This window comes from Jiulongibacter sp. NS-SX5 (assembly GCF_052828545.1).
Genome location: NZ_CM128248.1, coordinates 990,446 through 1,003,658 on the forward strand (window position 1 = coordinate 990,446; position 13,213 = coordinate 1,003,658).

A 13,213-nucleotide genomic window follows, 5' to 3' on the forward strand; every position below is an offset into this window, starting at 1 on the left:
CCTACAAGCTTCTAATTCAGAATTTTGTTAACCATTTATTCCTGACTCTTCGAATGAAAATTCTTGCTTTCGTTCCACTATTCTTTTGTTCTCTATTTGAGCTACAAGCTCAAACTGAGTCTCCCACTTATTTTGTCAAGTATATTGGAAATGAAACCATAAACCTTGATGCGGAACTCAATGAACCAATTTGGAAAGAGGCTGATGTTGCTTCTAATTTTTGGCAGTTTTTCCCCATAGACTCTGTTCGATCCCAACAGAATACTGAAGTCAGAATGTTGCAGTCTGATGATTATTTGTATGTCAGTATTAAAGCAGAAAGCAAGGATGGGGAGTTTGTGGTCAGTACACTTAGGCGAGACTTTAGCGGCTCTACTAATGACAACGTGTCATTAATGTTTGACACTTTTAAAGATGGTACAAATGCATTTCTTTTTGGGGTCAGCCCTTATGGGGTTCAGCGTGAGATATTAATTGCAGGAGGGGGAACATCTGCTGAAAGTGTAAATAGAACATGGGATATCAAATGGCAATCTGAAGGCAAAATTTATCAAAATGCATACATCATTGAAATAGCCATTCCGTTCAGTTCACTCAAATTCCCGGAAGGTTCTAAAAGCTGGCGTTTTCAAACATACAGATGGGACCTGGCAAGCAATGAACAGAGTGCCTGGGCCCGTGTGCCTCAGCAACAGCCATTAATTGATCTCGCTTTTTTAGGTGAAATGATTTTTGAAAAGCCTTTGGGTAAAAGTAAACCTCCGGTTTATCTCATCCCTTATATCAATGCACTTTCATCAAAAAATTATGTTCAAAATGAGCCTCTTAATAAGGTTACTTTTGGTGGTGATGCCAAAGTAGCAATAGGAAATGGAATGAACCTCGATATCACCATAAACCCTGATTTTTCGAATGTGGAGGTTGATAATGTTGTGACTAATCTTACTCGATTTGAAATTAACCTTCCTGAGAAAAGGCAATTTTTCATTGACAATAATGACCTCTTTGCCAACTTTGGCAATAGCTTTAATGAGGCCAGACCTTTCTTTTCCAGAAGAATCGGAATTGTACGAGATTCATTAGGGAATAATATAGAAAACCGAATTCTGGGAGGTGTACGATTGAGCGGCAAAGTTGACGAAAACTGGCGATTGGGGGTTATGAGTATTCAAACCGCCGAAGACCGTGCTAATGGAGTACCATCAAATAATAACTCCATGATAGCGGTGCAGAGAAAGGTTTTTGCCAGGTCAAATATTGGGGCCTTTTGGGTGAATAGACAAACCTTCGGCAATTATGATTTTGTATCTGAAAATGAAAAATATAACAGGGTTATAGGTGTAGACTATAACCTGGCCTCTGCAGATAGCAAATGGACCGGAAAGTTCTACTATCACAAGTCCTTTCAGCCAGATGACTCAAAAGGAAACGCTTCTGCCCAAGCAACGGTCACATATAATAATCGTTACTGGCAGTTCGTAAATGACTGGGTTTATATAGATCAAGACTTCAATTCTGACCTTGGGTTTATTCCAAGAAAAGGCTTATTGAAATCTGGGAATGGAATAGCACGAACCTTCTACAATACCCGAGGGTCAATAAATACTCAAACCACTCGGATAGTCAATGTGCTGTATTACAGCCCCGTTTTAGATTGGAAAAGGACAGATCACTTTATCAGATTATCGCATGCAATAGATTTCAGAAATCAGTCATCGTTGAGTTTTACTCTAAATCAGCAGTATATCTATCTGCAAGGAAGCTTTGACCCAACAAGATCTGGTGGTGAACGACTGCCTGCACTCACAGATTATAATTTTACATCCTTCATTACCAACTATGCTACAAATAATAACGGTACTGTAACTTTTGAAGGCCGATCTACTCTTGGTACATTTTTTAACGTAAAACAATACTCACTGAGCGGAACAACCACAATGCGATTTATGCCAAAAACACTAATTAGCCTTTTGGTAGATTATAATCATATCGCCTTGCCTAGGCCATACTCTACTGCAGATATTTGGCTTATTAGTCCACAATTTGACATTACCTTCTCTAAATCAGTATTTTGGTCCACTTTGGTTCAGTATAGTAATCAAAGAGAAAATTTAGGAATACAATCAAGATTACAGTGGCGTTTTGCTCCACTTTCAGATTTATTTCTCGTTTATAATGATAACTATGCCACTAACATGTGGGAGCCAACTTACAGATCAATTAATTTGAAGTTTACGTATTGGTTGAATTTGTAATGTTTCATAAATTTGATTTACATAAGATTTTGTTTGATTTTAATAATATACGAGGTAATTATTTTCACGATCTTTAAAAGATAAAAGCATACCTATGGCAAAATATAATTTAAACATCAATGGATCTAAGCACGAAGTAGAGGTAGATCCTTCAACACCAATACTTTGGGTTTTACGTGATCATCTGGATTTAGTAGGAACTAAGTTTGGCTGCGGTATGGCACAGTGTGGTGCCTGTACCATTCACTTAAACGGAATGGCGGTTCGTTCTTGTATGCTTCCTGTTTCTGCAGTAGGAAACCAGGAATTAACAACTGTAGAAGGTCTTTCAGAAGACGGTTCTCATCCGGTGCAGGAAGCCTGGCTGGAGCATGATGTGGCCCAGTGCGGTTACTGTCAAAGTGGACAAATGATGTCTGCGGCAGCACTTTTGAAAGGTAACCCAAATCCTAGTGATGAGGATATTGAGGCTTCAATGAGCGGTAATATATGCAGATGTGGTACTTATTTGAGAATCAAAGAAGCCATTAAAACGGCAGCTACTAAGTAACCCTAAACCATTGAATCCTATGAAAAACAATAAAGCATTAGATAGAAGATCATTTTTGAAGTCCTCTGCCATGGCTGGTGGTGGGCTTATGCTTAGCTTCAGTTGGTTTGCTAAAGCAGCAGCTGCCGAAGGAGCAGACAAAGCACTTGCAGAAGAAATCTGGCATGAGCTTTCTGGTTTTATAAAAATCACGCCTGATAATATTATTAAAATCTTCAACCCGAATCCCGAGTTTGGTCAGAATGTGATGACTTCTCTTCCAATGATGGTTGCTGAAGAATTAGAGGTAGATTTTGATAAGGTAATCGTAGAGATGGGGCCGCATGATAACACAAAGTACGGACCTCAATTTACGGGGGGTAGTAACTCCGTTAGAATGTACTTTAAGCCACTTCGTGAAGCAGGAGCTGCAGCTCGTGAAATGCTGAAAGAGGCTGCTGCGAACTCTTGGGGTGTATCAAAAGATAGCATCAAAGCTGAAAATGGTACACTAAGTTCAGGAAGTAAAAAAGCCACGTATGGAGAAATGGCCTCAAAGGCTGCTGCACTGGATGTACCTAAAAACCTTAGCTTAAAATCACCAGATCAATATAATGTCATTGGTAAATCCTCTAAAAACAAAGAGGGTCTTAAAATGATGACAGGTCAACCGTTATTTGGTCTGGATTACAAGGTAGAGGGTATGAAGTATGCTATGGTAGTTCATCCACCTGCATTTGGGATGACCTTGGACTCTTTTGATGCGTCACAGGCTAAGAAAATGCCGGGTATAATTGATGTTTTCAGCTTTAAACTTTATGCTGATGACTATGTTCAGGCAGGTTTTGATACCAGATCTTTCAACGAACAGATAGCGATAGTTGGTGATAGTACCTGGCAGGTGATGAATGCCAGAAAGAAAATAAGTACTGAATGGAAAAAGCGTGGAGATGTCACCGAAATAGTTGGTGGGTACCGAGGCAACTCTGAAGTCAAAAGACCTGGAGAACTTGAAAGTACTAGTCTTCATTTTAGTAACCTTGAAAAAGAAAAGGTTAATGCCCAACAGCTGAGAAAAGACGGAAATCCTGAAGAGGCCTTCAAAAATGCTGCAGTAGTTATAGAAAGAACCTATAATGCACCATTCCTGGCCCATAACTGTATGGAGCCAATGAATGCTTTTGCTCATGTGAAAGAAGATAGTGCTGTGATAGCAGGCCCTCACCAGGCTCCCGGCTGGATAGAACCAACTTTAATGAAAGTTTTGGGAATGACAGCCGAGCAAATTGAGGTAAAATCAACACGTATGGGTGGTGGTTTCGGAAGAAGAGCCTATGGTCACTATTTAACCGAGGCGGCTTTGATCTCGAAAAAAGTAAAAGAGCCCATAAAGCTCGTTTACACTCGTGAAGATGACATGAGCTATGGTATCTACAGACCAATGTACACGGCTACTTATAGAGCAGCTTTAGATGAAAATAAGAATCTCATAGGTTTTCATGTAACTGGTGGTGGAGTGCCTGAGCACCCATTGCATGCCAATCGTTTCCCGGCTGGAGCGGTGGACAACTACCTGGCTGAAGGTTTTGAGATTCCTTCAAACATCACGATTGGTGCTTTCAGAGCCCCACGTTCTAACTTCAATGCGGCTGCAGAACAGTCATTTCTGGATGAAGTAGCAGAAGCTATGGGAAAAGACCCAATAGAAATGCGTCTTGAACTGCTGGAGAGAGCTAAGAAAAATCCGGTAGGAAGCAATAATGATTACGATGCAGACCGATACGCCGGAGTACTCAAACTAGTCAAAGAAAAATCTGGCTGGGGTAAAGCCGAGAATAATGGTAAGAGAAGAGGTGTAGCCGCCTATTTCTGTCATAATTCATACGCCGCTCACGTGGTAGATATGGTAGAAAGAAACGGAGAACCGTACGTAGAGCAGGTTACCTCTGCTATCGACTGTGGAATAGTGATTAATCCTGAAGGTGCCGGTAATATGGTACAGGGAGCAGTGGTAGATGGCATAGGCCAATCATTCTATGGCTCCATGACTTTCAATAATGGAGTGACAGACCATAAGAACTTTGACACCTACAGAATGATTCGTCATAATGAGGCTCCTAAAAAGGTAGATGTGCACTTTGTAGAAAGTACAGTGGATCCTACAGGACTAGGCGAACCGCCATTCCCACCGGTTTTTGGTGCAGTAGCAAATGCCCTTTATAAGACCACAGGAAAACGCTATTATAACCAGCCTTTCCTAAGTGAAAATCAACCGGAAACGATTTAGGAAATTTAGTCTGATTAATATGAAAAAGCCCGATGAAAGTCGGGCTTTTGTGTTTAAATATATATGTTTTAAGGAATCTAATTCTTCTTATTTAACGAATATACACCTGCTCCAAAAACTACTGCCGCAATCCCTAACATAATGTAACCTTGCTGCTGGCCACCCTTATTGGAAGCATTAATGTCAAAACCTAAAACTTCAACATTTGCGGTATTTTCAGATACCTTTCCATATCCGGCAACACCGATAAAGAGTCCTGCTAGAATAAGAAGAATTCCTATAATTGATTTCGTTTTCATCTTTTTTTGATTTTGGTTTAACTTAAATCTCGTCAGTATCTCTGCGGGTTTTGAGCATTGATGTCCCTGACAAGAAAAATATCAAGCCTCCTATCGACAAGGCGTATGGACTTATACGTACAATGTCAGTTCCGAATATTCCGGGTAGACCAAGGCATAATCCGATAACACCTAAAACCAGTAAAATGATTGCTGTTGTCTTTATCATAATCTTGTGATTTATGATGTCAGATATTAAAAGTGTGTTCCTCAAAGTCTGGTGAAATTCAGATGTAGAACTGATTAGAAAAATCCACATAATGTCTATTGAGGTCAAATTAGGATAAAAAAAACCTGCCCGAAACCGGGCAGGCATTTCAATTACTATTACTTCTTTTAACCTCTATTGCATCTGCATTCCTTCCATCGCTCCCGGATTAGACTTTCTATTGAACATCTTCATGTCCATCTGTCCAAAACGAATTGAGAAGTTCAGCTTGATCATCTGTGGGTTATTCAGACGATAATACGTTTGAGAAAAACCTTCACCGTAAGAGATCTGAGTGTTCCCTCTTGTTCTAAACACATCGTTTACAGAAAGCGTAAGTGATGCTGCATTGTCTTTCAAGAAACTCTTTTTCACTGCTAAATCAACTCCGTAAAACGGCTCGATATACCCTTGAGAAGAACTCTGTGCTGCTTGTGGAGGTCCGAAACTCTGACCTTGTGAAACCGGAAGGTTTGTTTTTCCCTGATAGTCACCAGAAAGTTGCACCACCCAGTTTTTCTTCAGATTGAAGTTATTATTCACCTTACCGAAAGCTGTCCAGATTGGGTCTTGAGCAATTGCACTCTCAATATTCTCTGTATTGATTCTTGAGTTATAAACATTCGCATTGGCTGTGAAATCCCACCAAGGAAGAATCTTATTGGTATACGTTAATTCTACCCCGAAATTCTCACTAGAGTTAGCATTCACATAAGTATTGATCAGATCCAGATTTCCGCTGATCGGATTCACCTCTTGATTTAGGTATCTGGTAATCAGATTGTTTGTATGCTTGTAGTACGTAGAGGCTAAGAAAGTACCCGTTCCTACAGTTTTGCTATAAGATAGCTCGGCTGAGGTGGTAAACTCAGGTACCAGGTCTGCATTACCTCTGGTAATATTCAGGCTATCGCTGTAATCTACAAACGGAATCAACTGAAAGAAGTTTGGTCTGTTTACTCTACGCGTAACGCTCATCTGTAACTGATCTGTGTCAGAAAGTTCTTTGCTTAAGAATAGAGAAGGGAACAGACTTACCGGGAAGCTATTGCTAAACTCCTGGCCATTGTTCAATAGCTGACCAGTATAGAAGGAGCTTTCGGCTCTCAATCCTGTCTGGTAAGAGAATGTAGTCCCTATTTTTCCGCTAAATGAGGCGTAAGCTGCATAAACGCTATTATCAGAATCAAAGTTGATAGAAGCCGATGTTATGTCTTCATAAACATCAGAACCTACCGCTTTCAGTGTGTTGGTGTTCAGATTTGAAAGCGTATTGATCTGTGCTCTTAAACCAGTTTCAAACTTTCCTCCATTATTGAATGGCAAAACATAATCAGTTTGAGCAGTGATGAATCTATTGCTCCCCTCCCCTATATTCTTCTGAATCTGTGTACCATAAATCTGACCACCGTCTGTCAAATAGTTCGTAGTGTATAAACCGTCGTTTGCGTTAGTACCACCAAAGTAGTTAAAGTCTACTGTCAATCTTTCTCCATCTTTTGCGAAGTCTTGTAAAAAGCCCAATTGCAAGCCTTTTGGTCTGAATTGTCTGTTGCTCTCAGATAGTCTGTTTGAGTTAGAAATAACGCCATTGATATTATTGGTGATAAGAATATCTTCATAAGGATTAAAGTCTCCTCCACCGAAGATTCCCGCTACGGTCAGCATTGACTTGTCTGTCAAATCATAATCTAAGCTTACTCTACCAAAGCCCATCTGGCCGCTGGTTTGTGAAGTGATATCCTGATATGAATTGGCATTAATTCCACCAATAGTACTAGTACGCTCACTGTAGCCTTCAGACTGTCTTCCTAGTTTCATGCCCATCCCCATCACAGAAAGGTTTACTTTACCTTGTCTCAGACTCAATGTAGTCATGGCATTGGCTCCACTGTAGTTGTCAGCACCGATATTCACCATTCCGTTAAAACCAGATTTACGGTTCTTTTTCAAGACAATATTTAGAATTCCCGCCATGCTACCTGAAGCATCATACTTAGCAGATGGGTTGGTAATCACTTCTACTTTTTCTACGGCATCCGCAGGAATTTGATCTAATGTAAGAGTAGTGGGTCTACCGTCAATAAATAAAGTAGGAGCAGCATTTCTCAGCTTCACATTTCCATCAATATCTACCTGAAGTGATGGTATATTTCTCATCACATCTACTGCTGTACCACCTGCAGTAACGATGTTCTTCTCTACGTTGAATATCTTTTTGTCAATATCCATTTCCATTAAAGCTTTGGCAGCTTTTACGGTCACACCTTCCAGCATTTGGCTATCAGTTTCCAGCGTTAGCTCGCCTAACTCTTTATTGAAACCAGCCATAATTTTCTGAATAGTTTCCATATCAGGAGCTTTACCTGGTGTCATTCCTTTGAACAGAGAAGGGCCTGGTCTGTCAAACTGAACCGGTACTACCAATTCCTTAAAGCCTACCGAGCTAACTTTTAGTTTGATCGGAGACATCATTGGTAAACCATCAAAAGAAAACTCACCTTCCATTCCTGAGTTTTGAGCTTTAAAAACCACATCTTCAAAACTCTGAGAAGTGCTGTCATATACTGATTTGAAAATGACTACCGTAGCAAATTCTACCGGCTGTCCTTCTTCATTAATTACCTTACCGGTAACCTTCCCTCTTTCGGGATCTTTCATTTGTCCACCTGGCTGCATTCCAGGAAACTGAGCCATGGTGCTGAACGCCACGATGCTCAATAATAGTGTTAGAATTCTGTTTTTCATTTTTGTATTATTTTTATAGAGGTTCGGGAGTATTCCCGTTTTTTTCTGATACAAACCTACCAGAGAATAATACAGCTACAAAACCGAAAACCCGAAGTGTATACCGATAGACAAAAAGTGTATACCGATGAGCAACTCCAACACCTAATTAACAATAAAACAGAGAGTTATAACAGACCTAAAAGTCCCTTTTAAAGTGCAGACGCGTAAGAATTACCGATGGGTAAATCTTGATTATTGATTCTAACTGTCGATTTATTCTGAGCCTGAATATGATCTTTATTGATCACAAAAGAATTGTGTATTCTAAGGAATTTAGAAGAATTAATTTTAATGATCATCCCTTTTAAATTGCTACGAGTGAGCACAGGATGAACTCTATTTAGCAGATAGATTTTGACATAGTCTTTAAGGCCTTCTATATAAAGAATCTCTTCATGGAGTAGCTTTACTTTTTTATACTCAACAGAAATGGTAACCGAAGGTTTTTCCTTCTCTTCTCCACCACCGGCCATTAGTTTCATTTGACTTCTGACCTTCTCCAGAGATAAGGCCAACCTCTCTCTACGAATTGGCTTCATCAGATAGTCTATGGCATTTAATTCAAAACCCTCTACCGCATACTGATGATAGGCCGTAGTGAAAATAAAGAGAGGAGGTTTCTCTAGTTTGCGAAGCAAATCTGTACCCAACATTTCGGGCATTTGAATGTCAGAAAATATGAGATCCACCGTATTCACGGTCAAATAATCTAGGGCCTCATGTGGGTTTGTAAATGTTTCTAAGACCTCTATATCATCAAAACTCTGCAGATCATCTGCCAGTATCTCTAAAGCAAAAGGCTCATCGTCGATCAGAATACATTTAATGGACATGAGTATCTAATTCTAGTGAGACATCGAAATAATCATTTTGCTCTGTAATACTTAGTTCATATTGGTCAGGGTAAAGTAACTCTAATCTTCTTTTGACGTTTGAAATACCTACGCCCTCGTTTTCTAAAGAATTTCCAGGGTTCAAAATCTTGTTTCTACACGTGAAAAACACTCCATTTTGAGTTTTGGAGATATGTATTTCAATTTCAGGCGTGTTTTTACCATCCACTCCATATTTGAAGGCATTTTCTACAAAGTGAATGTAAAGCAGCGGTGCCACTTGTTCCATTTCTACAGCTGGCTCTACCTCAAAAGTAATTTTGGCCTCTGCCGCAATTCTAAGCGTGTGTAAACTGATAAAATTTCTGAGGTGATCTGCCTCCTGTTTTACACTAACCTTTTCAGAATTTACCTCATAGATGATATAGCGAAGAACCTCTGAAAGTTTGATAATTGACTCTTCAGAATCGTCTGATTTCTTACGCACCAACCATCGAATGTTATTGAGTGTATTGAACAAAAAATGTGGACTTATCTGTAGTTTCAACATGTTCAACTCCGCCTCCACACGCTGAAATTCTATCTTTCTGTTCAGCTCTTTCTCTCTACGCTGTTCGCTTAAAAAGTGCAGTATATTACTAATCAACAGAGTAACTACGTAAAATAGAAAAGGTAAGGCATAACGAAAGGCATTTCTCCATTCCTCATTTGGAGCGGGCTTGGGGCGTTCGCTTTCCGGTATTTGAGGAATAATAATGAACTTAAAAACACCTACATTATAGTAGTAGAAAATGACATAGCCCAAAATCACCATCAGTATATAAAGCCACCAATAGGTGCGATTCAGCAGCTTTGGTGCAACTAAAAGTAAATTGGTGTAGAAAATTAAGCAGAGAAAGGCCGTAAAAAGCAATGGCACAAACATGAGAACCACATTGGCATCAAGCAGCTCATCTGGTTTAAAGATATAGTTCAAAAAAGGCAGACTGAAAATAAACAGCCATGTGATGATATGGAATAGGCTTGATCTGCTGGTTCTCTGAAACATAATTGCCTTAGGGTTTGCCTACCAAAGGTAGTAAAAATGGGAAATGTCAAAGCTTGCTTCTCTTAAACTGTTTTCTCCAAATAGAATATTTTGAATCTAAAAATTGATGCTCTTTAAATGCCCTTTACCCTATGACGGTGAGCTGTAAAACAGAAATTAATTTTACTGAAAGAATTCAATTCAGTGAACAAATATCTCTGCCTTTTTCCGCTGCTTTTTTTATTTCAACCCTCCTACACACAGAAACAATTCATTTTTGGTACACAACCAGAGACGACTTTAGCGAATGGTCTTCAATTTGATCAAGCACAATTTTATACTGAAAGCAAAGGTTATGGCTTTGTTCGAAACAATTCAGAATTAGAATTCGGTGATGATTACTGTAGGTCTGAAGAATCTTTCCTATTTGAATTTGATCTTCCGGAAGGCAACTATGAAGTGGAAATCGGTTTAGGTGGTACTTCAGAGTATTCCAGAACCTTTATTAAAGCAGAAAACAGGAGATGGATGGCAGGTCCTGTTTTAACCCGAGCAAGGCAGGATTCTATCATTCAATTTCTGGTCAATGTTCGGAATTCTACAATTGAAAATACATCTGACGCGGTTCGCCTTAAGCCAAGGGAACTGTCTTATAATCATTGGGATCATAAGCTTACTCTGGAATTTAGTGGAGTCAATCCTTCGGTAAGGTCTATCCGTGTTAAACCTTTGACAGGTCAATATAAAACCATATTTCTGGCTGGCAACTCCACAGTAGTAGACCAACAAAAAGAACCCTACACGGCTTGGGGACAGATGTTACCTGCTATGTTGAAACATGACGGTGTAGTAGTGGCAAATCATGCTGAATCAGGTGAAAGTAGTTTGAGTTTTATTCATGAAAACAGATTGAAAAAAATCCTATCTAAGATTAAACCGGGAGATTTCCTTTTCATAGCTTTTGCCCATAATGATCAAAAAATAAAGAATTACAGACCTTTTATTGAATACAAAAAGACTTTGAAAGCTTTTATAGATTCTACACGAAGTTATAAGGCTACCCCAGTGCTGGTCACTTCTATGCACCGAAGGAATTTTGACCTTAACGAGAAGATCATCAACACTCTAGGTGATTTCCCTGAGGCCATGCGACAATTAGCTAAGGAGGAGAATGTTACCTTAATAGATCTGAATAAAATCAGTAAAACACTTTGGGAAACACTAAGTAAAGAAGAGTCGAAAAAGGCCTTCGTTCATGTGAAAGCCAATACCTTTCCCGGACAAACAGAGGCTATTGAAGACAATACACATTTTAGTAATTATGGGGCCTATCTTTTAGCTAAGGCGGTAGCAAGTGAAATCGATGATAAAATTCCAAGCTTAGCGAATTCTATCTTCCCCGAGTTTAAAGACTTTAATCCCGAAAATCCTTTGCCCATATCTAAGTTTGACTTTCCGGAAAGTAGGTTTGAAGTTTTGGAAGTACCAGATGGCAATTAGAGTATAAACGATAAGTTTTTAATCCACATTTATAGCCTCAATCATTCCTTTGAAAATAAAGCCATGAAAGGGCAAAACTGCATACCAATACAACCTGCCCAGTAAGCCCAATGGACGGAAAGTGGCTGTTTGAATGATCTCATCATCTTCAATTCTAAACTCCAGCCAAGCTTCCCCGGGCAACTTCATTTCTGCCAGCAGTAGCAATCTACCTTCAGACTTTTTGGCATACAGCACACGCCAGAAGTCGAGAGCGTCACCTGCATTGATGCTTATAGCTGATGTCCGTCCACGCCTAAGCCCTACTCCACCTACCACTTTGTCCATATAACCTCTGATCTTCCAAAGCCAATTGCCATAATACCAGCCATTTGCACCACCGATAGCCCACATTTTTGCAATGGTTTTTTCTCTGTTTTTCAGCTTTCTGACTCGCCTGTCAACAAAACATCCAAATGTTGGTACATTGACAAAATCAGAGATATCACTTTCAAAACCGCTACTGGTGTATGCGTCTTTCCAGCTTGAGACTACTGCATTTGATTCTATTTTCCTGAAGGCCCTTTCCAAGGCCTCCGTATAGTTCATTGGCTCCAAATTCAGTAAGTCATTGATTCGCCTGTCTCTACATATCACCTCCACTTTCATGCTGTCTACCAAGGCTTTAGCGAGATTATACGAAGTAGAAGTCACAAAATAGAGCCAATAAGAAGATAATCTTGGCGTCATTACAGGCACGGTAAAAATGTAACGCTTGAGCTTCCTGATTTTAGCGAATCGCAGCAGCATCTCCTTATAGGTCAGAACATCTGGCCCACCTATATCGAAGTCCTGATCGTAGGTTTGCTCTGCAAAGAGTGATTGACTTAGAAATTGAATAACGTCATAAATACCAATCGGCTGACAGCGAGTTTTCAGCCATTTGGGGGTGATCATTACAGGAAGCTTTTCCACAAGATCTCTGATAATCTCAAATGATGCACTTCCTGAACCAATAATAATTCCAGCTCTTAATGCAGTAAAATGATATTGACCTTTGGCTAACTCCTCTTCCACAGCCTTCCTGGATGAAAGATGTTTACTTAACTCATCCTCATTGATAATCCCACCAAGATAAATGACATGTTTGGCCTTAGTATTATTCAGGCTTTCCCTGAAGTTTTCTGCCGATTTACGTTCCATTTCGGCATAATCAGAAGAGGCAGACATGGAATGGATCAGATAATAAGCACCATCAATATCCTCGGGTATATTCGCCAGGGTTTCTTCTTTCAGAAAATCAACCTCCACCACATCTATGTGATCCCGTAATGATTTTGGTGGACTAAAGCGATCCTTATCTCTCACACAACATACCACCTGATGACCATTTTCAACCAAAACCGGCAGTAAACGTTTGCCTATATACCCAGTGGCACCTGTAAGAAGAACATTCATATCTTTTTA

At 39.7% G+C, this 13,213-nt stretch carries 10 protein-coding genes; 4 read left to right on the forward strand and 6 right to left on the reverse strand.

Features of this window, described 5'->3' with window-relative positions:
• Positions 1-53: 53 nt before the first annotated feature.
• The 3 genes from ACUXV0_RS04470 to ACUXV0_RS04480 all read left to right on the forward strand — a co-directional run bounded on the left by ACUXV0_RS04470 (position 54) and on the right by ACUXV0_RS04480 (position 5,071).
• Entirely contained in the window at positions 54-2,255 is a 2,202-nt protein-coding gene (locus tag ACUXV0_RS04470) for a DUF5916 domain-containing protein (RefSeq protein WP_446191867.1), read from the forward strand.
• A gap of 94 nt (positions 2,256-2,349) precedes the next feature.
• A complete protein-coding gene (locus ACUXV0_RS04475; RefSeq protein ID WP_446191868.1) occupies positions 2,350-2,805 on the forward strand; it encodes a (2Fe-2S)-binding protein in 456 nt (151 codons plus the stop codon).
• 19 nt (positions 2,806-2,824) lie between these two features.
• Complete coding sequence (locus ACUXV0_RS04480) at positions 2,825-5,071, forward strand: molybdopterin cofactor-binding domain-containing protein (protein WP_446191869.1); 2,247 nt, start codon at positions 2,825-2,827, stop codon at positions 5,069-5,071.
• A gap of 77 nt (positions 5,072-5,148) precedes the next feature.
• Here ACUXV0_RS04480 and ACUXV0_RS04485 read toward each other — a convergent pair whose 3' ends face one another.
• From ACUXV0_RS04485 to ACUXV0_RS04505, 5 genes are all read right to left on the reverse strand, one after another.
• A complete protein-coding gene (locus ACUXV0_RS04485; RefSeq protein ID WP_446191870.1) occupies positions 5,149-5,370 on the reverse strand; it encodes a hypothetical protein in 222 nt (73 codons plus the stop codon).
• 22 nt (positions 5,371-5,392) lie between these two features.
• Positions 5,393-5,578: a hypothetical protein gene (locus ACUXV0_RS04490; protein ID WP_446191871.1), complete on the reverse strand. Its 186-nt coding sequence runs from the start codon at positions 5,576-5,578 to the stop codon at positions 5,393-5,395.
• Positions 5,579-5,752: 174 nt separating this feature from the next.
• Positions 5,753-8,365 carry a TonB-dependent receptor domain-containing protein gene (locus tag ACUXV0_RS04495; protein WP_446191872.1) on the reverse strand — a complete coding sequence of 871 codons (2,613 nt, stop codon included), beginning with the start codon at positions 8,363-8,365 and terminating at the stop codon, positions 5,753-5,755.
• A gap of 191 nt (positions 8,366-8,556) precedes the next feature.
• Positions 8,557-9,240: a LytR/AlgR family response regulator transcription factor gene (locus ACUXV0_RS04500; protein ID WP_446191873.1), complete on the reverse strand. Its 684-nt coding sequence runs from the start codon at positions 9,238-9,240 to the stop codon at positions 8,557-8,559.
• On the reverse strand, positions 9,230-10,288 hold the full coding sequence (locus ACUXV0_RS04505) for a sensor histidine kinase (protein ID WP_446191874.1): 1,059 nt from the start codon (positions 10,286-10,288) through the stop codon (positions 9,230-9,232). The genes ACUXV0_RS04500 and ACUXV0_RS04505 overlap by 11 nt, the downstream gene beginning before the upstream one ends.
• A gap of 183 nt (positions 10,289-10,471) precedes the next feature.
• Here ACUXV0_RS04505 and ACUXV0_RS04510 point away from each other — a divergent pair, with 183 nt between their 5' ends.
• Complete coding sequence (locus tag ACUXV0_RS04510; RefSeq protein ID WP_446191875.1) at positions 10,472-11,767, forward strand: rhamnogalacturonan acetylesterase; 1,296 nt, start codon at positions 10,472-10,474, stop codon at positions 11,765-11,767.
• 18 nt (positions 11,768-11,785) lie between these two features.
• Here ACUXV0_RS04510 and ACUXV0_RS04515 read toward each other — a convergent pair whose 3' ends face one another.
• Positions 11,786-13,204: an SDR family oxidoreductase gene (locus ACUXV0_RS04515; protein WP_446191876.1), complete on the reverse strand. Its 1,419-nt coding sequence runs from the start codon at positions 13,202-13,204 to the stop codon at positions 11,786-11,788.
• Between the last annotated feature and the right edge of the window lie 9 nt (positions 13,205-13,213).

Bases quoted from the DNA above. Each gene is read 5' to 3' on its own strand.
- ACUXV0_RS04470 (WP_446191867.1), top strand. From the start codon at position 54: ATGAAAATTCTTGCTTTCGTTCCACTATTCTTTTGTTCTCTATTTGAG.
- ACUXV0_RS04475 (WP_446191868.1), top strand. From the start codon at position 2,350: ATGGCAAAATATAATTTAAACATCAATGGATCTAAGCACGAAGTAGAG.
- ACUXV0_RS04480 (WP_446191869.1), top strand. From the start codon at position 2,825: ATGAAAAACAATAAAGCATTAGATAGAAGATCATTTTTGAAGTCCTCT.
- ACUXV0_RS04485 (WP_446191870.1), bottom strand. From the start codon at position 5,370: ATGAAAACGAAATCAATTATAGGAATTCTTCTTATTCTAGCAGGACTC.
- ACUXV0_RS04490 (WP_446191871.1), bottom strand. From the start codon at position 5,578: ATGATAAAGACAACAGCAATCATTTTACTGGTTTTAGGTGTTATCGGA.
- ACUXV0_RS04495 (WP_446191872.1), bottom strand. From the start codon at position 8,365: ATGAAAAACAGAATTCTAACACTATTATTGAGCATCGTGGCGTTCAGC.
- ACUXV0_RS04500 (WP_446191873.1), bottom strand. From the start codon at position 9,240: ATGTCCATTAAATGTATTCTGATCGACGATGAGCCTTTTGCTTTAGAG.
- ACUXV0_RS04505 (WP_446191874.1), bottom strand. From the start codon at position 10,288: ATGTTTCAGAGAACCAGCAGATCAAGCCTATTCCATATCATCACATGG.
- ACUXV0_RS04515 (WP_446191876.1), bottom strand. From the start codon at position 13,204: ATGAATGTTCTTCTTACAGGTGCCACTGGGTATATAGGCAAACGTTTA.